General features: G+C 63.2%; 22 protein-coding genes and 2 pseudogenes. 15 read left to right on the top strand and 9 right to left on the bottom strand.

Annotation, left to right across the window (positions count from 1 at the left end):
- Window positions 1–87: 87 nt before the first annotated feature.
- Both BACI9J_RS19440 and BACI9J_RS19445 read right to left on the bottom strand, forming a co-directional pair.
- Complete coding sequence (locus BACI9J_RS19440; protein ID WP_159735813.1) at window positions 88–1392, bottom strand: glycosyltransferase family 87 protein; 1305 nt, start codon at window positions 1390–1392, stop codon at window positions 88–90.
- A 116-nt stretch (window positions 1393–1508) separates the two neighbouring features.
- On the bottom strand, window positions 1509–2609 hold the full coding sequence (locus BACI9J_RS19445; RefSeq protein ID WP_159735814.1) for an EAL domain-containing protein: 1101 nt from the start codon (window positions 2607–2609) through the stop codon (window positions 1509–1511).
- Between the two features lie 182 nt (window positions 2610–2791).
- On the opposite strand from BACI9J_RS19445, the gene BACI9J_RS19450 reads away from it, so the two are divergent.
- Complete coding sequence (locus BACI9J_RS19450) at window positions 2792–3616, top strand: CPBP family intramembrane glutamic endopeptidase (RefSeq protein ID WP_201296623.1); 825 nt, start codon at window positions 2792–2794, stop codon at window positions 3614–3616.
- Window positions 3617–3638: 22 nt separating this feature from the next.
- On the opposite strand, the gene BACI9J_RS19455 is transcribed toward BACI9J_RS19450, so the two are convergent.
- The 5 genes from BACI9J_RS19455 to BACI9J_RS19475 are packed head-to-tail and all read right to left on the bottom strand — an operon-like array spanning window position 3639 to window position 8596.
- Complete coding sequence (locus tag BACI9J_RS19455) at window positions 3639–4250, bottom strand: TetR/AcrR family transcriptional regulator (protein WP_159735816.1); 612 nt, start codon at window positions 4248–4250, stop codon at window positions 3639–3641.
- Window positions 4251–4259: 9 nt separating this feature from the next.
- On the bottom strand, window positions 4260–5495 hold the full coding sequence (locus BACI9J_RS19460) for an NAD(P)/FAD-dependent oxidoreductase (RefSeq protein WP_236558774.1): 1236 nt from the start codon (window positions 5493–5495) through the stop codon (window positions 4260–4262).
- A complete protein-coding gene (locus tag BACI9J_RS19465; protein WP_159735817.1) occupies window positions 5492–5686 on the bottom strand; it encodes a ferredoxin in 195 nt (64 codons plus the stop codon). Before BACI9J_RS19465 ends, BACI9J_RS19460 begins: the two co-directional genes overlap by 4 nt.
- On the bottom strand, window positions 5683–6855 hold the full coding sequence (locus BACI9J_RS19470) for a cytochrome P450 (RefSeq protein WP_159735818.1): 1173 nt from the start codon (window positions 6853–6855) through the stop codon (window positions 5683–5685). Before BACI9J_RS19470 ends, BACI9J_RS19465 begins: the two co-directional genes overlap by 4 nt.
- Window positions 6856–6868: 13 nt before the next feature.
- On the bottom strand, window positions 6869–8596 hold the full coding sequence (locus tag BACI9J_RS19475; protein WP_159735819.1) for an MFS transporter: 1728 nt from the start codon (window positions 8594–8596) through the stop codon (window positions 6869–6871).
- 174 nt (window positions 8597–8770) lie between these two features.
- Between BACI9J_RS19475 and BACI9J_RS19480 the strand changes: the two genes are divergently transcribed.
- The 6 genes from BACI9J_RS19480 to BACI9J_RS19505 are packed head-to-tail and all read left to right on the top strand — an operon-like array spanning window position 8771 to window position 15590.
- Complete coding sequence (locus BACI9J_RS19480; protein ID WP_159735820.1) at window positions 8771–9796, top strand: phosphotriesterase; 1026 nt, start codon at window positions 8771–8773, stop codon at window positions 9794–9796.
- 12 nt (window positions 9797–9808) lie between these two features.
- Window positions 9809–10762 (top strand): phosphotriesterase family protein, encoded by a 954-nt coding sequence (locus tag BACI9J_RS19485; protein ID WP_159735821.1) that lies wholly within the window; start codon window positions 9809–9811, stop codon window positions 10760–10762.
- Window positions 10763–10782: 20 nt separating this feature from the next.
- Window positions 10783–11892, top strand: coding sequence for an FAD-dependent oxidoreductase (locus BACI9J_RS19490; protein ID WP_159735822.1), 1110 nt, complete (start codon window positions 10783–10785; stop codon window positions 11890–11892).
- A gap of 14 nt (window positions 11893–11906) precedes the next feature.
- Window positions 11907–12887: an alpha/beta hydrolase gene (locus tag BACI9J_RS19495; RefSeq protein ID WP_159735823.1), complete on the top strand. Its 981-nt coding sequence runs from the start codon at window positions 11907–11909 to the stop codon at window positions 12885–12887.
- Window positions 12888–12895: 8 nt separating this feature from the next.
- The gene (locus tag BACI9J_RS19500) at window positions 12896–13861 is read left to right on the top strand and encodes an MBL fold metallo-hydrolase (protein ID WP_236558775.1); all 966 of its coding nucleotides are present in this window, start codon (window positions 12896–12898) and stop codon (window positions 13859–13861) included.
- The gene (locus BACI9J_RS19505; protein WP_159735825.1) at window positions 13854–15590 is read left to right on the top strand and encodes a CocE/NonD family hydrolase; all 1737 of its coding nucleotides are present in this window, start codon (window positions 13854–13856) and stop codon (window positions 15588–15590) included. The genes BACI9J_RS19500 and BACI9J_RS19505 overlap by 8 nt, the downstream gene beginning before the upstream one ends.
- Here BACI9J_RS19505 and BACI9J_RS19510 read toward each other — a convergent pair.
- Window positions 15565–16143 carry a MarR family winged helix-turn-helix transcriptional regulator gene (locus BACI9J_RS19510; RefSeq protein ID WP_159735826.1) on the bottom strand — a complete coding sequence of 193 codons (579 nt, stop codon included), beginning with the start codon at window positions 16141–16143 and terminating at the stop codon, window positions 15565–15567. The two genes, BACI9J_RS19505 and BACI9J_RS19510, sit on opposite strands and share 26 nt — an antisense overlap.
- Window positions 16144–16246: 103 nt before the next feature.
- Here BACI9J_RS19510 and idi point away from each other — a divergent pair, with 103 nt between their 5' ends.
- From idi to BACI9J_RS19540, 6 genes are read left to right on the top strand one after another with little or no spacing between them, the layout of a single operon-like run.
- On the top strand, window positions 16247–16801 hold the full coding sequence (gene idi, locus BACI9J_RS19515) for an isopentenyl-diphosphate Delta-isomerase (RefSeq protein ID WP_159735827.1): 555 nt from the start codon (window positions 16247–16249) through the stop codon (window positions 16799–16801).
- Window positions 16798–17940, top strand: coding sequence for a polyprenyl synthetase family protein (locus BACI9J_RS19520; RefSeq protein WP_159735828.1), 1143 nt, complete (start codon window positions 16798–16800; stop codon window positions 17938–17940). The genes idi and BACI9J_RS19520 overlap by 4 nt, the downstream gene beginning before the upstream one ends.
- Window positions 17937–18836: a phytoene/squalene synthase family protein gene (locus tag BACI9J_RS19525; RefSeq protein WP_159735829.1), complete on the top strand. Its 900-nt coding sequence runs from the start codon at window positions 17937–17939 to the stop codon at window positions 18834–18836. Before BACI9J_RS19520 ends, BACI9J_RS19525 begins: the two co-directional genes overlap by 4 nt.
- Window positions 18833–20485, top strand: a complete 1653-nt coding sequence (gene crtI, locus BACI9J_RS19530) for a phytoene desaturase family protein (protein ID WP_159735830.1) — start codon at window positions 18833–18835, stop codon at window positions 20483–20485. Before BACI9J_RS19525 ends, crtI begins: the two co-directional genes overlap by 4 nt.
- Window positions 20485–20835, top strand: a complete 351-nt coding sequence (locus BACI9J_RS19535) for a lycopene cyclase domain-containing protein (RefSeq protein WP_159735831.1) — start codon at window positions 20485–20487, stop codon at window positions 20833–20835. The genes crtI and BACI9J_RS19535 overlap by 1 nt, the downstream gene beginning before the upstream one ends.
- Window positions 20832–22037 carry a prenyltransferase gene (locus BACI9J_RS19540; RefSeq protein ID WP_159735832.1) on the top strand — a complete coding sequence of 402 codons (1206 nt, stop codon included), beginning with the start codon at window positions 20832–20834 and terminating at the stop codon, window positions 22035–22037. The genes BACI9J_RS19535 and BACI9J_RS19540 overlap by 4 nt, the downstream gene beginning before the upstream one ends.
- Here the strand turns inward: BACI9J_RS19540 and BACI9J_RS19545 are convergent.
- Window positions 22032–22562, bottom strand: coding sequence for a MarR family winged helix-turn-helix transcriptional regulator (locus tag BACI9J_RS19545; protein ID WP_159735833.1), 531 nt, complete (start codon window positions 22560–22562; stop codon window positions 22032–22034). The genes BACI9J_RS19540 and BACI9J_RS19545 overlap by 6 nt on opposite strands.
- 110 nt (window positions 22563–22672) lie before the next feature.
- Here BACI9J_RS19545 and BACI9J_RS19550 point away from each other — a divergent pair.
- A pseudogene (locus BACI9J_RS19550) lies at window positions 22673–23463 on the top strand (TspO/MBR family protein).
- Between the two features lie 322 nt (window positions 23464–23785).
- A pseudogene (locus tag BACI9J_RS19555) lies at window positions 23786–24561 on the top strand (DUF222 domain-containing protein); the annotation flags it as partial.

The raw sequence follows: 24561 nt of genomic DNA on the forward strand, positions 1-24561 counted from the left end.
GAGGGGCGGGCGAACCACGCTACAACGGCAGGGGGCAGGACCCGGCTGCGGATACGGACCAGCCGGTCAAAGAACGTCGCGGAAATTTTAGTGCTCCTTGCCCGCAGGTGCGCTGACCACGGAGGGCTTGCGGCCCAGCGAGTACAAGCGGCGTGCTGACCAGAAGAAGAGGACAACCAGCAGGACGTTGCGGATGGTCAGGACCAGGGCCATCCAAGGGTTGTTGTGGCTCAACGCATCATAGAAGAGCGGGTAGATGAAGTAAGTGGCAACGGCGATCACAATCAGCATGGTGGCCGGTACGCGCCACTCTTTCCAGTTGTGTGCGAGCCCCACAGCCACGGCCGGCGCGAGCCACACCATGAACTGCGGTGAACCCACCTTGTTGAAGACAATGAAGGCGGTCACCAGGGTGAGGGCTCCCGAAAGGAGGAGTTCCGTGCGGTCCACACCGCCGTTGAGCTTTCCTTGGTGCAGCGCCCAGAAGGTCAAACCGGCGACGGCGGCCGCGGCCAGCAGCAACAGCGGCTGCATCAGCACGGACATCACTGCCGTACCGGGACCGTCAACCTGCATGGAATTGATGTCAGTGTTCATGTACATGCGGGAGTCCCCGACGCCCAGGACCGACAACCACAACCATGGCGTGGTGAAGGTGGCTTCGAGCTGCATGCCACGGTCGCCCTGTTGTGTCAGGAAGTTCAGCAACTTGGGTACGGCACCAACTGCCGCAGCCAACCCAACCACCACCGCCGTCGTCGCGATTCCTGCTGCTACGACGTGCAGGCGCTTCCTGACCACCGCGAACAAGGCCAGCATGACAGCTGCCGGCCAGACCTTCACCCAGGTGGCCACGCTCAGGAGGACCGAAGCGACGAAGGGCCGCGTGGCACCGTAAACGAGGGCCACCAGGACAATGGGTGCCGTCAGCCCGTCAACGCGGGCGAAGCCCAGCCAGCCCATGAGGAAGACGAATACCAGCCACCACCACGCAGCCGGAATCGCTTCCTGCCGACGGCCACGGTCAGTGAGCTTCAGTACCGCCCAACCGTTCAGCAGCGTGGTGAACAGGACCCAGAGGAAGAAGAAAGGTCCGGGGCCGGCAACTGCTGCCAGGCCCATGGGAATCAGCGCCAGGATGGGGTAAACCCAAGGGCTGGGTCCACCGGTCAGGTTGGCGTCGTTGAATCCTGCCAGCGCCCATTCGCGGTAGATGAACGTGTCGCTGAAGGCCTCCCCGCGCGAGGAGAGCACGGCGGCGAAGACCAAGAATACCAAGTGAATCACCACGAAGCCCCACAAAAGGCCCCGCGGAGAGTTCATGCGTGCCGCCAACCTCGCTGGGATTGTTTTATCGCGGATATCCGCGAGCGTACTGAAAAAACTGTCCATCAACGAAGAACTTCCTGGCTAGGTGGGTCCCTGCCTCAGCAGTCCCCGAATTTTCTTGGGACCGAAAAACCCCCGCATGCCACTTTACGCGAGTCACCCAAATGCCGGGCAGTTGGCTAGCCTGCGGGCTGCGCTTCTGTCTGTGTGCGGATGCTCCAGGCGGACCAATCCAAGGGATGAACGGAGGGGCGGCCCAAGAGGTATCCCTGCGCTGCCGTCACTTTCAGCGCAGTGACTTCATCAAGTTCGGCAGCCGTTTCGATGCCCTCGGCAATGATGTCCGCCCCGATTTCCCGTGCCAGTTCCACAATGGCCCGGGCACGGATCTTTTGTCCGTCGCTACTTTCGATTCCTTCAATCAAGTGACGATCCAGCTTGATGATGTCCGGGCGCAACTGCTCAATCCGTTCCATGGAAACCAACGCGGCTCCGGAAGCGCTGATAGCCAGGCGCAGGCCCAGGGCGCGAAGGGGGCCAAGGCCGTGATCGCCGGTTTGTCCCTCCACAGCGTTCAAACTGCCCGTGAGTTCAACAATGATTCTGTCCGGGGCGAGCGCCGCCGCGGCCAGAAGGTTCCGAACACGGGGGTCGCTGGAGGTTGAAGGGGTGAGGTTCAGTGCAACGGACATGTTCTCCGGCACATCGTGTGCGGCTGTCAATGCGCAATGCAGTGCGGCAATTTCAAGTTCGGTGCCGAGCCCGGCTGCGGCGGCCTCGTTGAACCACACATCGGCGCCGGCGCCGTCTTCACCGACGAACCTTGTCAGCGCCTCCACGCCCACTACTTCGCCGCCGGGCAGCGCGTGGACAGGCTGAAATGCTGTCAGCAGCAGCTTGTCCGCAAGGATGGACTGGATGCCTTCGCGGACTTCATGGCTGACAGGAACGGATACGGTCCGGGCTATGTCCGAGGACTCGAGGTGCAGGCTGGCAGCTTCACGCTGCACCGGAACCTTGGCCGGTGAGCCCGGCGTCTTCCGGGTCTCCAGCAAGTGCTCCAACAAAACGCGCTCCGGGTCTTCGGGACGAGCCTCAAGCAACGCTCGGAGATTGTTCCTGACCCCCTCACTCCGGGAATCGCTATCGGCAAGGATGGATTCGATGATGTCCAGCACTTGTTCGCGCATGGTCATGTCCTCGCCGGCCGGCGATGCCGCAGCGTCGTCCTTCGGTGAGCTGCCGCTTTCCGGTTTAAAAGAGCCCGCTTCTTGAGCCATTAATTATTCCTTTGTGTGTCCCCCACTGGCATGGCCAGCCATGACGTAGCACCCACGAAAACGTGTGGGCCCTGTCACGAATCTTACAGAGGAAACGCTGTACCTAAACACTGCGATGACCTCTGACAAGGGAAAACGTGTTGAAGGGCGGGAAGCCCTGACATGCTGGAGGAGTGAGACCCATGTCAGCGGAACTACCCCGGACCGCGCTGAGTTGGAAGATCCTGCCTGCGGCACTGCTCTCTTTGTCCGGCGTGCCGCTCTTTGCCCTGGACAACGGACTGCCAGGCAACGGGCTGCTCGGTTATGGCCTGCTGGTGGCGAGCGTGGTGACTGCGATGTTCATCGACGCCCGGCTTATGCGTCACCTCGCCTTGATAGCAGCGGGCATGACCATCTTCAGCCTGGTGCCCCTCAACGCTGACCTCAGTACCGGGCACATGGCCCTCATGGGAGGCGCCTTGGCCTTGGCGGTGCTGGTGCCCTGGCTGGTCTCACGATTCGTCTACCGCGAAGACATCATCACTTTCCCCGTGAATACAGGCCGTAAATGGCCCTTGGCCGCGAAGCTTTATCTCATGGGCGTTGTTGCCCTCGGTTACTTCATCCTGCCGGTCTACCTGATCCGCACGGGGGTCTACCAAAACTGGCCGGACGCTTCGGATCCCGATGTCTTTTGGCGGCTCTTCGTCGGTGTGAACTCTGTGGGAATCTGGGACGAGCTGTTCTTCATCTGCACTACGTTCACCCTGCTGCGCCAACATTTCCCGGACTGGCTGGCCAACCTCCTGCAGGCGGTGGTCTTCTCCTCATTCCTGTGGGAGATCGGCTACCAGTCGTGGGGTCCGCTGCTGACGTTCCCTTTCGCACTGCTCCAGGGCTACACGTTCAAGCTCACCAAATCCTTCACGTATGTGGTGTCAGTGCACTTGCTGTTCGACTTGGTGCTGTTCCTCGCGCTGGTTCATGCACACAACCGGGACTGGCTGCCGATTTTCCTGTATTGAACACCGCATGAGCCCCGCCTGCTTAGTCGTCGCAGAGAAGGTGATACCAGGCATCGGCGAGCACCTCAAGAGCATGCTCACGGTTGGGCTCCAGCTTGCGCCGTGTCCAGAGTGTTGCCACGTAATCGAGCTGGGTGAAGGCAAGAGTGCCGCGAATGTGATGCGTTTCGGCAGGGAAGCGGCCAGCCAGCTGCATCCCGCGTACCAGGTCTGAAATGACTTCCTCGTGCCAGCCCTCCACCAGCCCCCGTACCTCTCGATCAACCGCCGCCGCTTCGTCCAGGACGTCCAGGTAAGGACGGAAGACGGGCCACAGCGCGGCCCGGGACTCCAGCCAGGCCAGGATTCCGGACAGCTCACCGGAGCGGACCACATCCACCAGGTCCTTTGCGGTGGAGGCAGCGTCGGGGCCATTGGCGCGGTCCAGGACAGTGTTGACCCGGGCCATGAAGTCTTTCATCAGATCGCTGCGGGACGGATAGTAGGCGTAGAACGTCACGCGGGTGGTCCCGGCGGCGGCGGCAATCTCATCGATGGTGGTGGCGGCATAGCCCTTCTCAGTGAAGAGCTCCAACGCACGTTCAATAATCGTGTCGCGGGTCAGCTGCTTCTGGGCTTCGCGCAGTGAGGACATGTGCCAATCCTATCGGTGGACGGCAGCCTCCCCCGGCCGGAGCGCCCCCGGTCCCTGGTTGGCCAGCTTCCGCAACTTCGGGATGGGAATCCTGTAGTTGACGGCAGCAGCGGTCCCCCACCCGGCATCATCCCAGCGCATCAGCATGGAGTCTCCCGTTTCACCCGGCTCGCAGTAGTCCGGCGCTCCCTCAACCGGCGTGAAACCAACCGCTTTGAGGCTCAGGCCGAACCCTTCCGTCCAGAAATACGGCTGGATGTCCCCTTCGGGACCCGCGTCCCCTTTGAGAAGTCCGGCGGCGGCAACTTTGGCTTGGTCTATGGCGCTGGTCCACAGGGGGACCCGCCGAAGTCCGAGCCGGGTTGGGAAGAAAGCGACGTCGCCGGCGGCAACAATGTCAGGCCGAAGCCGGCCTCTCGAGTCCACTTGCAAGGTCCCGTCCACCAGAAGCCCCGAGCCGTTCAGCCACTCCACGTTTGGCTCATCACCGATGGCAGACACAATAATGTCAGCCCTCAACACGGTGCCGTCCGCGAGCGCTACGCCAGTGCCGTCGTCGTGGTTAGTGCCGGCGGGGCGGCCGGTGGCGGCCACCACGCGGGCCCTTCCGCTGCTGACCAGCCGCAACCCGCGCTGCACGGCAGCGGCAACGAAGATGCCGGACACGTGGCCGCCAAGCTGCCGGGAAAGCGGGGCGTTGTTGGAGACCATGGTGACCTGGCAGCCGGCGTCAAGGCAGCCGGAGGCGACCTCCATGCCCAGCGGACCGCCGCCCATCACTATCACTGAGGGGCGGCCGGCAAGGCGGTGTTTCAAGGCGACCGCGTCCTCTATGGTTCGCAGCGTGAACAGCTGGCTGCTGCGGGCGTTGGGAACTCCGGCCGGGCGCTTGGCACGGGCTCCGCTCGCGATGACCACGCCGTCGTAGGGAAGGTGCCGGCCGTCGTCGAGCCTTAACAACCGGGCGTCGGCGTCCAGACCGGCGGCGCTGACCCCGAGGAGCTCAGTGGCTTGGTGGGTGGGCGGCGGCAGGTGGTGGGCTGTGAGGTTGCCGCCACTACCGTGAAGCAGCGCCTTGGACAGGGCGGGGCGGCTGTATGGCTGGTGCTGCTCAGCCCCCACCACAGTGAGTTCGCCGTCGAAACCTTCCGCCCGGAGGGTGTCGCAGGCGGTGAGGCCCGCGATTCCGTTCCCCACCACCACGATCCGGCGCATGGCTCTGGCTTTCAGGGTGCCGGCTGTCACGCTGCTTCCAAGCGAAGTGCGGCTACGGGGCACACCCGGACTGCGGCTTTCGCGGCGTCCAGGTCAGCACCCCCTACCTCCGGGACGTCTATCAGGAGTTCACCGTCCTCATCCAAGTGCATGAGAGCCGGGGCAGCTTCCTCGCAGAGCCCATGACCCTCGCACCGGGGACGGTCCAGTTCAATCCTCACGCCGCCACTACTTTCAACACTTGGAGCTGCTCATGGCTCCTGGTGATGTTGCTTGGTTCCCGGAGTTCGTCACCGATTTCCAGCGTTTTCACCCGCCGGGCGAGGGCTTCGATGATGGCGTGGGCCTCAAGTTTCGCCAACCCCTGGCCTGCACAGCCGTGGGGTCCGTAACCGAAGGACAGGTGGTCCACCGGGTTGCGGGTGATGTCGAAAGTGTCCGGGTTGCCATAGTGCCGCGGGTCCCGGTTTCCAGCCCCGAGGAGCAAGCCCAGTTGCGCCCCGACGGGGACGGTTACGCCGTCGAGTTCCACTTCGCGGGTGGTGGTGCGGCCCCAGATATGGATCGGCGCCCAGTACCTAAGCACTTCGGCGAAGGCCGCGGGGACAAGCGCCGGCGTTTCGCGGAGCAGCTCGAACTGCTCCGGGTGGCGCCCGAACAGGGCCACGATGTTGCCGATGGACGCGATGGTGGTGTCGACGCCGGCTCCAAGGTACTGGTGGATGATGTGCCCGGCTGAGCCTTGGGGAATGTCCCCACGGGCCTCGGCGTCGAAAATTCCGCGACCAATGGAGCCCGGTGCAAGGTCCTCGGCCGTCACTGAAGAGCACCAGCCGTAGAGCTCCCCGGCGATGGGAAAGTTCTCCTGGGTCCGCTGGTTGAGGGGGCCCAGGACCTGCATGGCAGCCTGCCCCCAACGCAGCATGTTCTCTTTGACGTGCCCGTTGAAGCCGATGAGGTCGGCAACGATTTCCAGCGGGAAGGCACGGGCCAGGGAATCAATGGCGTCGAAACTGCCGGTGTCCGCGAGCTCTGCCACCAATTTGTCCGCTTTCGCATCGATCACCTCTTTCAAACCGCGGAGGGCGCGTGGGGTGAGGTTCTCTGACAAAGTCGACCGCAACTGTGTGTGAGTGGGTGGATCGGAGGCCAAGGAGGTGCCCTGCAAGGCTTCGTTCACCATGGGGTTGAAGCCGAGGGTTGTGGACGAGTATGTAGCAGGATCGCCAAGGACTTCGCGGATGGTGTCATAGCGGGTGATGACGTAGAGGTCATTCTTGGGCAGATGGACTACGCCGCCCTGCTCGCGAAGCCGGGCATAGGCGGGGTAGGGATCCATCAGGAGCTGATCGTCCCAGATGTCGATCTCTGATTCCGTGGGTGCAGTCATGGTGTTGGCCCTTTCAGATGGCGGGTTCGGAGGTGGTGGCGGCGGCAGCGGCGGCGGGCGCGGAGGCCTCGGGGGCCGGCGCCGCAGATCGCGATGAGATGAAGAGAGTGAGGACGGCGGAGAGGGCGGCGGCGATCGCTGCCACCAGGTAGACCATGTGGAAGCCTTCGCCCAGCGAGGTCCCGGCCACGCCTTGAATCTGCTGTTGTGCTGCGCTCAGCGCCTGTGTCATTCCCTCCACAGCCTGGCTCGATGCTCCTCCGGCTGTCGCTTCACTGGAAACCTGGGCGATCACGCCGTCCCACCCCGAGAGATATGCCAGGGGTGGCACATGGCCCAGGCCGGCGGCGGCATTCGCGGGAACCCCGGCCCCTGAGAGGATTCCGGAAAGAGGGCCGGCGAACACCGAGGCCCCCACTGCGAACGCTACGGCGGAACCGATGACCGGCCCCAAAGCAAAACCAAGATCGCGCAGCAGGTTGGTGGTGGCTGAGGCCATGCCAATGTGTTGCGGCGGCACGGTATTAATGGCGACGGCGGTGATGGAACCTACCGTCAAGGCGAACCCGATGCCCAGCATCAGAAGCGGCGGAATGAAAGCCGTCCATGCGGTTCCGCCGAATGCTTCAGGCGTTCCGAGGGCGAAGGTGGACAGCCAGAAACCGGACAATGCCATGAAGGCGAACCCGCCCGTCAGCGCCCAACGGGGTGCTACGTGGTGGATAAGCCAGCCAACCACTGGTATGAGGAGAAATGCCGGGCCCTGGATGAAGACGAACAAGACCCCTACTTTCCAGGCCTCGGCCAAGGCGAGACCACCCACGGCCACACTGGTGCTGTAGCAGATCGCGAGGAACGCGAACATACCGGTAACGGCCACAACGCCGGTGATGGAATAAGCGCTGTTTTTGAACAAGGAGAGGTGGATGAGGGGCTGCTCGGTGCGCATCTCAATGATCACGAAGGCAAGCAGAAGGATGCCGCCCACGACGTAGCTGGCCAAGACCTCGGTTGCCCCGAATCCGGCGTCCACGGCTTGGACGGTGGCAAACAGCACCGCGATGAGGCCGATTGCCAGCGTGATCTGCCCGGGAAGGTCCAATCTGCGTCCTTTCGCTGCCGAGGAGTCCTTGGCCCGGAGCGAGACCAGGAAGACGGCGACGGCGATGCCGGCGGCCACGACGTAGGCCACCCGCCATCCACTGAAAACGTTCGGTTCACCCACCGCACCCGGCACGGTGAAGAGCTGCGCCGTCAGACCTGCCAGCAGTGGCGAGATGACTGCACCGAGGGAAAGGAACCCTGCCCAGGTGGCGATGGCTTTTGCCCGGGCCCGGGGATCCGGAGTGAGTGCGGCCAGCATGGACAGCGATATGGGGAACAGGATGCCCGCTCCGATGCCGCCGATGGCCTGTGCTGCGATCATCATCCCGGTGGATGTGGCCAGCGCAGCCACCATGGAACCTGCCACGCTGAGTCCAGCGCCAACGTAGAGCAACTTTTTTCGGCCGAAGAGGTCTCCCAGAAGCCCCCAGCTGAGCTCGAACACAACGATGCCCATCATGAACATGCCGGCAATCCAGGTAAGTCCGGCACCGGAAGTCTGGAATTCGGCGGCGAAGGTGCCGTTGAGCGCCCCGGGCAGTGCATTGGTTACTTGGGCGAGGGTGACCGCGCTGTACGCGGCCATGAAGGTAGCACGCGCCGAACCTCGGCTCGAGACGGTGGTGAGTTGGCTCATCGATGAAACTCCCTTGTTTCGGGTCGACTGTGGAGTGGAGTGCTTTCGATCACAGTCTGGATGCAAACTTTACGCAATGTCAATAGACATAGTCGGTAAGCTAATTTCCTTGACACGTTGTAAAGAATTATGTGATGCTGGCTCAACCTCCCCCGGACTTCAAGGAAGAAGCCAGTGACACCATCCCTTTCAGCCCTTCACCCGCCCTCCACTCCCGTCGCATCCCACACCGCCACCACGGTGCTCGGTCCCGTCCCTGCCCACGAGCTCGGCGTAGTTTCCGTGCACGAGGCACTGCTCTCCGTAGTCCCCGGAGCCCAATACGCGCCCGACATCACCATGGACAGGGCAGAAATTTTCGAAGTTCTTGCTTCCAAACTCAGGGATTTCCACCGGCACGGCGGCAGGACCATCGTGGACAGCACGGGCATGTTCCATGGACGCGACGTGAAGCTCTACGAAGCACTTTCCCGGGCAACCGGAGTGCACATCATCGCCTCTACGGGCATGGGGCCGGAGGAGACGCTGGGCGGCTACTTCCTCACCCCGCAAACCAACCCGCCTACGCCATGGCCTGCCGAAAGATTTGCCGAACTGTTCAGCAAGGAGATCACCGAGGGCATGGTGGTTCCCCGCGTAGAACGGCGGGGGCGCCCTGGCCTGGTGACCACAACAGCTGACCGCAACGGCATGACACCCACCGAAGAGAGCCTCTTCCGCGGAGCGGCCAGGACTGCCCTGAACACAGGCGCTCCACTCTCCATCCGCTTCGGCTCGGATGCAATGCATGACCTGGACGTTGTCCTGGACGAGCAACTGCCCGCGGGCCGGGTACTCGTAGGAGGCCTCGACCGGAAAGACGCTGGCGGGGCCGCCGTCGAAATCGCACAACGCGGAGCCTTTGTAGGCCTTGATCATGTGGGCCGCAATGACAGCCCCCACTACTTGAACGATCATCAGCGCGCTGAACTGGTCCTGGAACTCGTCAAAAGAGGACACGTGGACCGGATCATCCTGTCCAGCAACTCGGTAGGCGTGGCCAAGGGGCACCCGGGCGATTCGGGCCACGACGGCCACGATCTTCCCTTCAGTTACGTGTTGTCCACGTTCGTCCCCTTGCTCAAGGCCAAAGGCCTCAGCGAACAGGATGCCCAACGCATCCTGGTGGACAACCCCCGCGAACTCCTCACCCATTCCTAGAAGGCGAACAACGTGTCAAAGGTAAACACAGTGCTGGGGACCATCCCGGCCGAAGAACTGGGACTCGTGGCCATCCACGAGCACATTGGCTACGGTATGCCCGGCAGCGAGCTGGACACCACGTGGTGGAAGACGCCAGAGGAACGGTACGCCGAAACGGTACCCAAGCTTCGCGCCTTCCACGAGTACGGCGGCGGGACCTTCGTAGATGCCACCGGAATCTGCAATGGCCGCGACGTGGACTACTACAAATCCCTCTCTGCCAAGACAGGAGTGCACATCGTCGCCTGCACCGGCTTCGTTGGCGGCGATACTGCCCTGCCGCACTTCGCCCGCGCCTCCGTGGAGTACCTCAGCAGCGTCTTCATCCACGAGATCACGGTGGGAATCGGAACTACCGGCAGCCGTGCCGGCGTCATCAAGGTGGGTGTCAGCCGTGGCGGCCGCATGACGGACCTGGACAAGCGCATCTACAGAGCAGCGGCCCGCGCTTCCGTACAAACCGGCGCACCAGTGCTGACGCACCTGGCCATCGACGCCGAGAACGCCATCGCCATCTTTGAGGAGGAAGGACTGCCGCTGGACCGTGTCCTCTTCGGACACGTCGACGACGGTGTGAACGCCGAAAACACGCGGGACACCTGGATCGCGGAGCAAGGCGGCAGAGTTGGATTCGACACCTTCGGTTACGAAACCGAACTGGAGGATCCGCCATTCTGGGCCCGCCCCCGGCAGGAACGCCTGGACCACTTCCTCCGCTTTCTCAGCGCCGGGCACCTGGACAAGGCGCTCGCAGGCGCCGACGCCAACTGCAGCCCGCTCGGCTGGGCCGGCGTCAAGGGCCACACCGTGAACTACATCTTCGAGGACCTGATCCCCGACCTCCGCAAAGCCGGCTTGGAGGAAGACGCCATCAAGACCATCTTCGTGGACAACCCGGCCAGCTTCCTCACCCTTAACGCCTGATTCAGAAAGCGATCAATCCCATGAAAACCTCACAGATCAAGAACCTCAAAATTGCCATCATCGGGGGCGGCTACGGCGGAGCATCCGTGGCCAAAGCCCTCCAAACCATCGGCGCGGAGAACGTCCACGTCTATGAGCAAGCCCCGGCACTGGCGCAGGTGGGCGCGGGCATCGGGCTGCGCCCGCCGTCCGTTGAACTGTTCCGCACGTGGGGTATTTTTGACCGGATCGCCGCGGTCAGTTCCCCCAGCGACCACCTGGAAATCCTCACCGCGGACGGCCAACACGTCCTCGCCAACGAGGAATGGCCGTTCTTGCATGCCTACCAGCAGGTGAACCACAACCGCATGATCCACCGCGGAGACTTCATCGATGCCCTGCTCGGTGCCCTGCCGGAGGGGATGGTGCACCTCGGCTACAAGCTGGAGACCATTGACGACAAGGGTGACCACGCAACCCTCACCTTCCAGAATGGCGAGGTTGTCACAGCCGATCTGGTGATTGGCGCCGACGGCATACGTTCCACAGTCCGCCATCAGCTGTTCTCGCAAAAGGAACCCGTGTTCTCCGGGGAACACGCCTACCGTGCCGTCATTTCGATCGACGATGCCCATGGACTTGTCACCGATGACAATCCGCGCTTCTACATGGGCCAAAACGGCACGATCGCCTACAACCTGCCCTTGCGGCACCGCGGCGAGCTCTCCTACGACATCACAGCACCGTCAGAAGACGCGTCGTGGGCGCCGGAAATCACGCACGACTACCTGGTGAAGATCCTGGACGGTTTTGACGAACGGATCCTCCAGGTTGCGCGGGAACTGGACCTGAGCAAGGTGACAAGCCGTTCTGTGTTCGACATCGATCCGATCGACTCCTGGCACACCCACTCCGTGGCACTGCTGGGCGACGCCGCCCACGCAATGCTCCACCACCAAGGACAGGGCGCCAACTCAGCCATCCTGGACGCCGGCGGCTTCGCCGACGCAATGCTTCAGGGAGAGTCCGTCAAGGATGCGCTCTCGATCTATCAGTCCACCCGAAAGCCGCTGACCGACGAGTTGCAGCGCGTGTCCCGCCTCGGCTGGCATGCAGACGCAGTGGAGTCAGCATTCCCGGCCAACGCTTAGAGGAGGACTTCACCATGCCCCTCCACCCACAGATCGCCAAGATCCTCAGCTCCCTTCCCGCTCCTGGGGGTTCTCCGTTGGATCCCGCCCCTCCGCTGGATCCCGCATCCATGCGGGCCGCCGAAGCAGCCGGGGTCCCGGTGGCCGATCAGCGGCTGCCGCTTCACGCCGTCGTCGACGCCACCGCAGTTGATGTCACCGCCGTTGATGTCACCCCGGTGACCCCGCACCGCCAAATTCCTGTCCGGATTTACACTCCTACCGCGGCTGAAAAGCACAGCATCATTGTGTACTTCCACGGCGGCGCGTTCTTCCTGGGCAGTGTGGACACGCATGATCATGTTGCCCGCGCGTTGGCCAAGGAGACCGGTCACGTGGTCATCTCGGTGGGCTACCGCCTGGCTCCCGAGGCCGCTTTCCCCGCTGGCTTGGACGATTGTTACGCCGTTGTCCGTTGGGCTGCGGCCCAGGGCGGGAACATGGGCTGGGATGGCAGGAACCTGGCCATTGCAGGGGACAGTTCCGGCGGAAACTTTGTGGCTGCGGTGGCCGCCAGGGCTCTCGACGACGGATTCCACGGGATCACGCACCAGATCATGTACTACCCGTCCCTGGACCTGGACTTCGACGAGGACCGCTACGCATCGATCCGTGAAAACGCTGAGGGCTACGGACTGGAGACCGCAGGATTACGGCCCTTCAACGCCTTCTACATCGACGGCGGCGCGGATCCATCCAACCCGTTGGTGTCCCCCATCAAACGGTCGGATCTGACCGGCCTGCCGCCTGCGCTGATCATCACCGCCGAGTTCGATCCCCTCCGTGACGAAGGCGAACTCTACGGCCAGCGATTGGATGAGGCGGGCGTGGACGCAGCAGTCAAGCGCTACAGCGGTGCCAACCACGGATTCGTGCAAAATTTCTCCTGGATACCGGAGTTCTACCGCGTGTTCACGGAGACCTCGGAGTTCCTGAACCGGGGCACGGGACAATGACGCAACCGGTGCGCGTCCACCCCATCGTCTCGCCGTGGGGCCGCTTCGGCCTGTACAGCTTCTACATCGATTCACCCGAACCGGCCATTGTGGATACCGGAATCGCGTCCTCACCTGCCGACGGCATGGCCCCTGCGCTGGAAGCGATCGGCCGGCGAATCGAGGATGTTCGCTGGATTTTCCTGACGCACGGGCACATCGACCACATCGGCGGGGCGCACGCTTTGTGGGAGCTGACGGGCCGTCAGGCGAAGGTTGTCATTCACCGGGCGGACGCCCCGATGCTGCGCTCCCGCCAAGCCCATGTGGACGAATACCTCGCTGGCCGCGGACAATACCTGAATGACCCCGACGGCGCGTCCCGGGTTGGCGCGGCGGCGGAATCAGTCATTTCCGGGGAAATGGAACCCGGGCTGCTGGTGCAGGGCGGCGAGACCATTTCCCTGGGCGGAGGCGTGACCGTTTCCGTTCACTCTGTCCCTGGCCACACCCCGGGCTCGGTTGCCTATGTTATTGACGGGCAAAACGACGCCTTTGTGGGTGATGCCGTGCAGGTTCACGGCGCGGCCAACGGGTTCCCCGGATTCGCGGATCCGGCGGCGTACCGCGCCAGCCTCAAGTTCCTGCGGGACGAGATACGCCCCCGGCACCTTTACCTGGGTCACCCGTACCGGGGCGCGGATGGTGAGCCGTTCGGCGTCGAACTCGATGAAGCGCAGGCGCGGCGCGCCCTTGGGGAGAGCATCGAGGTGGAAAGCCGCGTCAGTGACGCCGCCTGCCGTTGTATTGAGGCGGGGCTGGAGACTACGACGTCGACCTACTCACCTTTTGCTGCTGCTGCCCACCACCTTGGCTACTCCGGCGATCCCGCATTGGAGCCGTCCCCTTTCTTCACCACGCTGCACGGCTACCGAACACAGTTTTTGAACCGCGATCTTTTGACCAACAATGAGGAGACGCTCACTCATGGATGACTTCACCATGCTGGACGCCGGCGGCGAAAAGATCGCCGTCCGTAAGGACCTGCGCGTCCCCATGCGGGACGGCATCGAACTCGCTGCAGATGCGTACCAAGGTACCGAGGACAAACCGCGTCCGGCGCTTGTTGCCCTGAGTCCCTATGGCAAGGAGCTTCAGGCTCTCGCGCTCACTACTCCTCCACAGCGGCGCCCCAGTCCGATGTGGGACGGGTGCATTGAAGCCGGGGACATCGCCAGGATCGTGGCGGAAGACTACGTCCATGTCATCGGTGACCTCCGCGGCTCCGGCCATTCCGGAGGTGAACACATCGGCAATTACAACGCCGGCGGAGTCTCCTTGGGCCAGGACGCCTACGACTTCATCGAGTGGGTGGCGGCCCAGCCGTGGTGTGACGGCAACGTTGGCATGGTGGGCATTTCCTACTTTGGCTCCATGCAGGTTCTGGCCGCGGCGGAGCGCCCGCCCAGCCTGAAGGCGATCTTCGTCTCGGGCGGGCACTACGACTTTTACGAGACCACCTACCACGGCGGCATCATGTGGTTCATGCCCCGCGCAGCCCGCGAAGGCCGTGGCGGCGACTCCGGTTGGGCTTTCACGGACCGAGTGAAGTCGCGGATGGTGGAGAAGTACTCCCCCGAAGAACTCAAGGAACTTGTCCAGCAGCGCCTGCAGGACCCGGATGTGGCGGCGTGGCCCAACCTCGTCCACGTGCTGCATTACCCCACCAACCATGAGGCGTGGTTCGACATTGTGATGAACGAGCTGGATGGGCAGTGGTACGAGGAGCGGAATCCCATCACCCTGGCACCCGCCATTGATATTCCCGTCTGGCTGCAGATCGATCAGGGCCGTGGTTGGACCATGGACGGCACCATCGAGTTGTTCAACCAGCTGAAGGGTCCCAAGAAGCTCGACATCGGCCCGTACCCTCCTATGCAGTCCAGGCCGTTCATCGAAGAACATGACAAGATGTTCCGCTGGTACGACTACTGGATCAAGGGCATCGACAACGGGATCATGGATGAGCCCGCGGTGAGTGTTTTCGTGGAGGGCTCACGTGAACTGGTGACCGCCGGGCAGTGGCCTCCGAAGGACATCGAATACACCCCGTTGTACCTGCGCCCGCGCGGCAAACTGTCCGGCGAACCGGAGCCGATGGGGTCTGAGTACGCGGTTCCGGACGGCTTCTACCAAGCTCCCCTGACCGTGACGGACAAGGTGGAAATCCTCAGCTGGAGCACGCCGCCGTTCGAAGAGGACACGGAAATGATCGGGACAGGTGCTGCGCATATCTTCGCCGAGATCGATCAGCCTGATACCAACTTCATCTTGCGGCTGTGGGACTACGCGCCCGGGGGCAAACGCCAACTCATCACCAGCGGATACCTGAAGGCCTCACACCGTGAACTGGCCGACCGCAGCACCGAGGGCAACCCGTACCACCCTCACACGCGGACAGTACCGGTGGAGCCCGGGCAGATCGAAGAATACGTGCTGCGCCTTTACCCGTTCGCCAATACCTTCAAGCCCGGCCATCATCTGACCGTGGAACTATCCAATAGCGAACCCTTGGCCGATGAACACAATGCGCTGCTTCCTCCCGACGCTTTCCATCTGCCGGTAGGCCGTCCGGTGACGCACAGGATTTACCGGGACGCCGCGCACCAGTCGCGGATTGTGCTGCCCTTTACGAGGACTAACCCGCCCACGATTCATCAGTAACTTCGATCTCCCGCGCCATGTCGTCCAGGAAACGCATGACCGTTTCCCGTTCCGAAGGTGTGAGGCGCGCTGCCGCCAGGAACCGTTTGGCCTGCTGCCGGCCAACGGTCTCCATGGCGGCTGCGTGCGTTTCGGGTGTAATGGCGATGGCGAGCGCGCGGCGGTCCGAGGGATGGGCGTGTCGGGTGACGTGCCCGGCGCGTTCCAGCCGGTCGAGCAGCTTAGTGGTTGACGCCGTCGAGATGTGCAGCCGGGAAGCTATGGCGCCGGGCGTGGCAATGACGCCGTGGTTGGCGCAAATAATCAGATAGTGCAGTGCGCGCATGTCTGATTGGTTCAGTTTCATGTACCTGAGTGAGGCGTCGGAGAGGCGTTCTTCTGCCTCGCGAAGTCTTCCGAGGGCTGCCATGAGCTCGCTGATTTGCTCAACGTCCGTTCGGGACAGACCGGAGCGATCCACCAGTTGCTGATGGGGGTCGTTGGCGTCCAGATGGTAGATGCCCGCGGAAACCGGCGTGCCGGCTTCTTCTGGTATCTCTTCAGATCTGGACATGTTTGGTATGTTACACCTAACTTCCTACATGGTAGCCTTTCTTCTAGCTTGTCTAGCAATATTCAGGTTTAGGCAGAATCAAAGGTGTGGAGGTAGGCGCAAGATGAACGCGACAGAGATGGTGGTCCTCCTCGACGACGCCGGAACGCCCATTGGGCAGGCTCCCAAAGCAGGAGTGCACACACTGGACACTCCCCTCCACCTCGCCTTTTCCTGCTACCTGCTCAACGAGGTAGGAGAAGTCCTCCTGACCCGCCGTTCACCGGAGAAAAAGACGTGGCCCGGAGTGTGGACCAACAGCTTCTGCGGCCACCCCGGCCCCGGCGAGGAATTCGAGGATGCTGTCCTGCGGCGGGCACAGTTCGAACTCGGAGTGGATGCGATCAGGATTGAACTGGTCCTCCCCCACTTCCGGTACAGGGCCGTAGATCCCACCGGGATCGTCGAGAACGAAATTTGCCCCGTCTACGTAGCCCGCATCACCGGCGTTTTGAAGCCCAACCCCGCAGAAGTTGCAGACTGGGCCTGGATATCGCCCGCGCTGCTCGCCGAGGCACTGGAGCACACACCGTCCGCGTTCAGCCCATGGCTCGGACTTCAGTTCCCACAACTACTCGAAGCGGGCGCTTTGCCGCTCCAAGCCGGGGCGGAAGCATGACCATCACCTCAAACGCCGTTCGCAGCCGGACCGACCTCTGCAGCGCGATCGAAAACGAACTCGCCGGGCTGATAGGCAAGAGGGCGAGTGCAGCAACGGCCTATGGCCCGGACTTCGCCAGACTGTGGGAGCTCGCCGGTCAGAACGTCCTGGGCGGCAAATTCGTCCGACCCCTCCTGCTCATGGAAGCCTACGACGCCCTGCAGCAGACTCAGCAAGCTCGTCCGGGGAGCGGCGCCGCGGGATCACGCCATCGCGAAACCGCCATCAGCATCGCCGCTGCCATTGAACTCCTGCACTACGCCTTCCTCCTCCACGACGACGTGATCGACGGCGACCTCGTCCGCCGCGGACATCCCAACCTGATCGGTTCCCTCCTCGCGGAAGCGGGCGAAACCGCCCGTAGCCAGAGCGCCGGAGCCGAAACAGACAGCACCCGCGCCGGGAGCAGCCTCCACTGGGCCCAGACCGGCGGAATCCTGATGGGCGACATGCTCCTCGCCGCCACACACCAATCCTTTGCCCGGGCAGATCTTCCCCACGAGCTTCGCCTGCGGCTCCTGGACCTCCTTGAACACACCATCAATGAGACCGTAGCGGGCGAGCAGTTGGATGTGGGCCTGGGCGACGGCGTTATTGCGCCGGACCTGCAGACCATCCTGGTGATGTGCGGCTACAAAACGGCGACGTACACCTTCGAACTCCCGCTACGTGCTGCCGCCACACTGGCAGGCGCCGATTTCGCCGTCGAGAATGCGCTGGCAACAGCCGGAAGGCACCTCGGTCTCGCCTTCCAACTCCAGGACGACCTCCTGTCCACCTTCGGGGATCCTCGCCGCCACGGCAAGGATCCCTTTTCCGACCTCCGCGAGGGCAAGGAAACGGCCATCATCGCCCATGCACGGACCACCATTGCGTGGGCGGACATCGAGCCCTTCTTCGGCAGGCCTGAACTGAGCGTAGGAGACGGCGAGCATGTCCGCCGGCACCTGAGCGACTGCGGGGCGGAGGCATTTGTCCAAAGCCTCATCGAGGAACAAATGCAGGCATTCAACAATCAACTGACCAGCACCATCCCGGCAAGCGTGCGCAACGTGATGCTCGATCTCGCGGGACAGTTGGAGGGACGGCAATCATGAGCACGGATACCTCCTTTACGCATTTCACACGCACGGCTGAGCGCGCCGCCAACCAGGTCATCTCCGCTTACTCCACCTCGTTCGGCCTGGCCTGCAGGCTGCTGGGTTCCAGGCATCGCCAGCATGTGCGCAACATTTATGCCTTGGTGCGGGTGGCTGACGAACTCGTGGACGGCGTGACGGCGGAAGCCGGGCTGAGCTATCAGGAGCAGTGCGACGCCCTGGCCCACTTCATTGACGAGACTCACCTGGCCGTCCAGCTGGGCTACAGCAGCGATCTCGTCATCCATGCCTTCGCGCAGACAGCCCGGGCCGCGAGGATCGATGCCTCGCTTATTGACCCGTTCTTTGACTCCATGCGCATGGACCTTGGCGAGCACAGCTCAGCTCCCGCAGCACCGCTGCGCTTCGATGCCGACGCCCACGACGGTTACGTCCACGGTTCCGCCGAGGTGGTGGGACTAATGTGCCTGCGCGTCTTCATGCGGGATGAGAAGATCGACGACGCCGACGCCACGGCTTTGGAGTACGGCGCCGGCAGGTTGGGCGCTGCTTTCCAGAACATCAACTTCCTGCGGGACCTGGCCGATGACACCACCCGCCTGGGACGCAGCTACCTCGGTACCTCGGACCATCTGGAGGATCAGGACCGCATGGAGTGGGTCCGCACCATCCGGGCCCAGCTCGCCGATGCCAACGCCGTCATTCCCCTGCTGCCGCGCGACGCCCGGGCCGCCGTCCGGAGCGCCTCGGCCTTGTTCCAGGCGCTGACGGACAGAATTGAACAGACCACCGTGGACGAGCTTTACCGCTCCCGGGTCCGTGTACCGGATGCGGTAAAAGCCGGGCTGGCGGCCCGCGCCGTCGCCTCAACCTGGATGGAGCTGCACCGATGACCCGGACAGTAGTTATCGGCGGTGGCATCGCTGGGCTTGCCACCGCCGCACTCCTTGCCCACGAAGGACACGAGGTCCAGCTCCTCGAGCAGCGTGACCGGGTGGGTGGCCGTGCCGGCAGCCTTGAACGAGACGGCTTCCGCTGGGACACCGGCCCCTCGTGGTACCTGATGCCCGGGGTTTTCGATCACTTCTTTGAGCTGCTCGGCACCAGCACCGCCGAACAGTTGGATCTGCGCACGCTCAGTCCTGCGTACCGCATCTTCAGCGAACCGAACCACGACGGCGTACGGCCGGAGCCGCTCACAATCCCCCTTGGCAGCGAGCAGGTTTTGGACACCTTCGAACGCGTTGAGCCCGGGAGCGCCAGGGAACTCCGGTCCTACCTTGCCTCGGCGCAGCACACTACCGAGATGGCCGAGCGGTTCTTCCTCTACAACCCGTTCACCAAACTGCAGGAGCTGCTTCAGCCGGAGGTGGCGCGCAGCTTGCCCAAGCTCGCCCGGCTTCTCCTGACGCCTCTGGACAAGTACGTTTCCCAGCGGTTCCAGCATCCAGTGCTTCGGCAGGTGCTCGGATATCCGGCGGTTTTCCTGGGAACCAGCCCGTCCGCGGCTCCCGCGATGTACCACCTGATGAGTGCACTGGACCTTGGCGACGGCGTCCAGTACCCGATGGGCGGTTTTTGGGCCCTGGTTGAACGCCTGGAAGCCCTGGCCCTCGATGCCGGAGTCAGGATCCACACGGGGGCCGAAGCCCTGAACATCACCACCCGTGAAGCCGCCCACCCCAAAAAGCTGGGCCGTTTTGATGGCTTGAACCTGCCCGCCTGGTTTACCGGCAAGGACAGCCGGGAAGTCACAGGCGTCAAGTGGCGTGACAACTCCGGGGCGGAGCACTACAGCGTCGCCGATCAGGTAGTCTCCGGCGCGGACCTCCATCACACTGAAACCCAACTGCTGGGCGTCCGGGACCGGAGCTACAACAAGAAGTACTGGCAGAGCCGCACCAGCGGGCCCGGCGCGGTCCTGGTGATGTTGGGAGTGAAAGGCTCACTGCCGGACCTTCCCCACCATTCTTTGTTCTTCACCCGTGACTGGGAGGCCAACTTCGCCTCCATCTTCGGTGACGATCCAAGCATTCCGGACCCCGCGTCCATCTACGTCTGCAAGCCCAGCGCCACCGACCCCGGAGTCGCACCGCAGGACCATGAGAATCTCTTTGTCCTGGTTCCCATCCCCGCCGATCCCTCATTGGGAGCGGGTGGACCCGAGGGCAGCGGTGAGGAGCTGATCGAGCGGACGGCCGACGCCGCCATTGACCAGATCTCCCGGTGGGCCAACATCCCGGACCTCCGTGAGCGCGTGGTGGCCAGGCACACCATCGGCCCGGCCGACTTCGCACGCGACTACAACTCGTGGCGCGGCGGCATGCTGGGACCGGCGCACACCCTGAAGCAGAGCGCCATGTTCCGGGCGCAAAATGCTTCCAAGCGGGTTCGCGGCCTCTACTACGCAGGCGCCACCACCGCTCCGGGCGTCGGCGTGCCCATGTGCCTCATCAGCGCCGAACTGGTCCTGAAACGGATCCGCGGCGATCACAGTGCCGGCCCTACCACTGTGAGGCCTGTAGCTAGCAGGATTGGCTAATGGGTGTTCTCTACTTGGCCTCGCTGCTCCTGGGCATCGCCTGCATGCTGCTGCTCGATCACCGTTTCCGCCTGTTCTTCTGGCGGGACGCCAAAGCGGCGGCGATCGTGACCGCCGTCGGGGTGTTGTTCCTGCTTGGCTGGGACCTGGCCGGAATCGGGCTGGGGATCTTCCTGCGCGGCGAAGGAACCATTGCCACGGGACTTCTGCTGGCACCCGAACTGCCTCTTGAGGAACCCGTGTTCCTGCTCTTCCTGGTGCTCTGCACCATGGTCCTCTACACGGGTGCACGGCGCATTATGGAGCGGATCCCGGCCAAGCGCAGTGAAAAGGAGCGTGCGCGGGTATGACGTACTTGTGGCTCGCACTCGCCTTCATCACCGCGGCAGTACTGGCGGGCGTGATCCTCGCCCGCCGAGGCGCCCGTCCCGGCGAAGCCGGCAAACACTGGAAAGCCGTTGGCCTGGCGTTCGCCGCCCTTGCTGTCCTCACGGCGGTGTTCGACTCGGTCATGATCGGCATGGAACTCTTCCACTACGACGCCTCACACATTCTTGGCCTCAGGGTAGGACTCGCGCCCATCGAGGACTTCGCTTATCCGCTGGCGGGCGTCGTGGCGCTGCCCGGGCTGTGGATGTGGCTGACACGTAAGCGCAACGGTGCTTCCCGTCCTACCCCGAACCGCAAAGGTCTACTGCCCCAGGCATTGCTCGCGTCGCGGCCGGTCAGCTGGATCAACACCGCCTACCCGTTTGCCGCAGCCATGCTCCTCACCACGCGCGAAATCGACTGGGTGTTGCTCGTGGGTACCTTCTACTTTCTGATCCCCTACAACCTGGCCATGTACGGGATCAACGACGTCTTTGACTACGAGTCGGACCTTAAGAACCCCCGCAAGGGCGGCATTGAAGGCGCACTGCTGCAGCCGCACCTTCACCGGCCCATGCTGTGGCTCGCAGCGATCACCAATGTTCCGTTCCTGTTGGTGCTGGCATTCGCGGGCGGTTCTGCGGCATGGATCAGCCTGGCGGTGAGCGCATTCGCCGTGGTGGCCTACTCTGCTGCCGGGCTCCGCTTCAAGGAACGCCCGGTCCTGGACTCGTTAACCTCCAGTACGCACTTTGTCAGTCCCGCCGTCGTGGGCTTGGCACTTGCGGGCGCTGAAGTGACGCCGGGGCTGGTTATCCTGCTGGCTGCGTTCTTCCTGTGGGGCATGGCGGCCCATGCCTTTGGCGCCGTCCAGGACATCGAACCCGACCGTCAGGCCGGCATCGGCTCCATAGCAACTGTGATCGGTGCCCGCCGGACGGTGAGGCTCGCCGTCGGACTCTGGCTTGTTGCCGGCCTGGCAATGCTGGCCACGCCGTGGCCGGGGCCACTGGCGGCGATCATCGCTGTCCCGTACATCGTCAATTGCGCCCCGTATTGGAACGTGACGGATACGACGGCGGCGCGCACCAACGTTGCGTGGCGGCGGTTCATCTGGCTCAACTACGGTTCGGGATTCCTGGTGACGCTCATCTTCATCCTGCAGTGGAGCCTCACGTCATGAGGCTGCGGGGTCTGCGGGGTCTTCCGGCTCTTCATCGATCGTGTCCAGGGCTTCGCGCATGTGCTGCAGAAAGTTCACCACCACCCGGGAATCTTCCGGGCTTAAAGCACACGCCGCATCCAACATCCGGCGGTGCATTCCGCCCAAGGTGTGCCGAACTTCCTGGTCAGAACCCGGGGTGGCCTTCAGGATCAGAGCACGGCGGTCCGTGGGGTGGGGTTCGCGTCGAATATGGCCGGACTCAACCAAGCGGTCGATCAGGGTGGTCATGGACGCCGACGTTATACCGAGCTTGTCGCCCAGATCCTTGGGCTTCATCACTTTGCCGTCAGCCTCGGCTTCGAACAAATAGCGCAGTGCCAGGAGGTCCTTTTCGCCCATCCCCATGGACGAACGCGTCCTCCGCCGCATCGCTTGCTCGGAAGCACGGTAATCCCGCAAGGCGTTCAGCACGTCAACGGCAATGGCCTTCTGACCTGGGTCTTTGCCGTACCAATAGCCGTGTGCGTGGCCTTGCGCGTCCATCCATGTTCCTTCGATAAGCGTAAAGCTCGTTTCGCTAGCAATTTGATACTAAGTCACGTACCCCCTGAATGCATGACCCCGCACACCCCACCAGGAAAGAGGCTCAGCAGATGAAAAACCAAAGCCCGGATCTTAGGCGGCAGATCGCAGTCACGGTGAGCTTGGTGGTCTGCATTGTCGGTTCCATGATCGGCGTCGGGGTCTTCGGCGGGACGCCCATCGCAGAGGCGGCCGGCGGCGCTCTGGCCGCAGACTCAACCCTTCTGGCGCCGGCCACACCGGCCTTCTCCATCTGGTCTGTGGTTTACGCCGGATTGGTTGCTTTCACGGTATGGCAGTGGCTCCCGTCCCAGCGGGCCAATCCCCGGCAGCGCTCGCTCGGCTGGATCGTTGCGGCGTCCATGATCCTCAATGCGGCGTGGATCCTGTCCGTTCAAGCCGGCTTTCTTGTGTTGAGCGTTGTGGTGATCGTGGCACTGTTGGTGACCCTCGTCCTGGCCTTCCTCAGGTACAGCCAAAGCCGCGCCGGTTCATGGGTGGAAGCTGTTGTTGTTGATGGGACATTGGGGTTGTACCTCGGCTGGACCAGCGTGGCAGTGTGCGCCAACATCGCAGCCGCCTTGAAAGCCTCCGGGTTTGGAGGCTTTGGGTTGCGACCCGAGATCTGGTCTGTGGGCGTACTGGTAGTGGTGGCCGTTGTGGGTATCGCCTTGGCCATCAAGGGTCACGGCCGGCTCGCCCTCGCAGCGGCCATCGCGTGGGGCCTTGCCTGGATCACTGTGGGCCGCAGCGCTGACGCACCCGAGTCGTTCCCCACAGGCTTGCGGCGGCTGTAGCTGCGGCGTTGGTGCTGGGCTCGGCCATCGCTGTGCGCGCCCGGACGGTGCTGGCCCGGCGCTAGGCTCGGTCCTTTTCCCGGTCCGACACTCGTCCGTTCAACGGACTGCGGAGTCGTTGGCTTTCCATCCCGCGTTTGTTGGGCGCCGGACCCCGGGCGCGCCTTTTGGCCCCACAGCCCCGGGTCCCGCACACGTTCGCCCCACAGGCCCGCACACGTTCGCCCCACAACCCCTACAACGGCGAGCCACCCAAACAAGGACGTGAGCGACCGGTTCGGGTGCGCAGGGCGTCTTTGCGGCGTGCCGGAGCGGGGGTATCGGTGGTTTTCCACATAGGACGATCGCCGTCTTCTGATGCCGTTTGCTCGCTGGAAGGGTAGGGGTATGGGGCAAATTCGGGAGGACCAAGCGATGGACACAGTCGCGCTTCGTCCCGCTCCGAAAGCCGAAGACACCCCGTACTCGCCGCGGATTCCGGATCTCATCTCACTCGTGAGAGCTGTCCGCCTGGGCACCGAAAGCGGTGAGCTGATTGATCAAATCCGCAGCCTGGAAAACCTGAAATCGGCTATCACTGCTTTGCAGGCGCGGGTTGCTGTGGCTTTTGATCTTGCGCAGCGTGCTGAGCAGGCTGATGCCGGTGTTCCTGCCTCGGAGCGGGGGCAGGGGGTGGGCGCTCAGGTGGCGTTGGCGCGCCGGGAGTCCCCGAATCGTGGGTCACGTTTACTGGGCTTGGCGAAGGCACTGGTGATGGAGATGCCACATACGTTGGCGGCGTTGAACTCGGGCCAGCTCAATGAGTGGCGGGCCACGCTGTTGGTGCGGGAGACTGCGTGTCTTTCTGTTGAGGACCGGGCTGCTGTGGATGAGGAACTCGCCCCGGATACGGGAACCTTTGAGGGGAAGGGTGATCGGGCGATCGTTGCGGCGGCTAAGGCTGCTGCGTATCGTCGCGATCCGCGGTCGGTGGCGGGTCGTGCCAGCCGTGCCGCTGCGGAGCGGACCGTGAGTCTGCGTCCTGCGCCGGACACCATGACGTACCTGACAGCCCTGCTTCCGGTGGCCCAAGGAGTGGCGGTGTATGCGGCGTTGAGCCGGGCGGCTGATTCTGCGCGTTCCAGAGGGGATTTGGGGTCTGGCGGGGTTGCTGGGTCTGGCGG

Source organism: Arthrobacter sp. 9V, from assembly GCF_902506065.1.
Lineage (GTDB): Bacteria > Actinomycetota > Actinomycetes > Actinomycetales > Micrococcaceae > Arthrobacter.

Bases quoted from the DNA above. Each gene is read 5' to 3' on its own strand.
- BACI9J_RS19440 (WP_159735813.1), bottom strand. From the start codon at position 1,392: ATGGACAGTTTTTTCAGTACGCTCGCGGATATCCGCGATAAAACAATC.
- BACI9J_RS19445 (WP_159735814.1), bottom strand. From the start codon at position 2,609: ATGGCTCAAGAAGCGGGCTCTTTTAAACCGGAAAGCGGCAGCTCACCG.
- BACI9J_RS19450 (WP_201296623.1), top strand. From the start codon at position 2,792: ATGTCAGCGGAACTACCCCGGACCGCGCTGAGTTGGAAGATCCTGCCT.
- BACI9J_RS19455 (WP_159735816.1), bottom strand. From the start codon at position 4,250: ATGTCCTCACTGCGCGAAGCCCAGAAGCAGCTGACCCGCGACACGATT.
- BACI9J_RS19470 (WP_159735818.1), bottom strand. From the start codon at position 6,855: ATGACTGCACCCACGGAATCAGAGATCGACATCTGGGACGATCAGCTC.
- BACI9J_RS19475 (WP_159735819.1), bottom strand. From the start codon at position 8,596: ATGAGCCAACTCACCACCGTCTCGAGCCGAGGTTCGGCGCGTGCTACC.
- BACI9J_RS19490 (WP_159735822.1), top strand. From the start codon at position 10,783: ATGAAAACCTCACAGATCAAGAACCTCAAAATTGCCATCATCGGGGGC.
- BACI9J_RS19495 (WP_159735823.1), top strand. From the start codon at position 11,907: ATGCCCCTCCACCCACAGATCGCCAAGATCCTCAGCTCCCTTCCCGCT.
- BACI9J_RS19505 (WP_159735825.1), top strand. From the start codon at position 13,854: ATGGATGACTTCACCATGCTGGACGCCGGCGGCGAAAAGATCGCCGTC.
- BACI9J_RS19510 (WP_159735826.1), bottom strand. From the start codon at position 16,143: ATGTCCAGATCTGAAGAGATACCAGAAGAAGCCGGCACGCCGGTTTCC.
- idi (WP_159735827.1), top strand. From the start codon at position 16,247: ATGAACGCGACAGAGATGGTGGTCCTCCTCGACGACGCCGGAACGCCC.
- BACI9J_RS19520 (WP_159735828.1), top strand. From the start codon at position 16,798: ATGACCATCACCTCAAACGCCGTTCGCAGCCGGACCGACCTCTGCAGC.
- BACI9J_RS19525 (WP_159735829.1), top strand. From the start codon at position 17,937: ATGAGCACGGATACCTCCTTTACGCATTTCACACGCACGGCTGAGCGC.
- crtI (WP_159735830.1), top strand. From the start codon at position 18,833: ATGACCCGGACAGTAGTTATCGGCGGTGGCATCGCTGGGCTTGCCACC.
- BACI9J_RS19535 (WP_159735831.1), top strand. From the start codon at position 20,485: ATGGGTGTTCTCTACTTGGCCTCGCTGCTCCTGGGCATCGCCTGCATG.
- BACI9J_RS19540 (WP_159735832.1), top strand. From the start codon at position 20,832: ATGACGTACTTGTGGCTCGCACTCGCCTTCATCACCGCGGCAGTACTG.
- BACI9J_RS19545 (WP_159735833.1), bottom strand. From the start codon at position 22,562: ATGGACGCGCAAGGCCACGCACACGGCTATTGGTACGGCAAAGACCCA.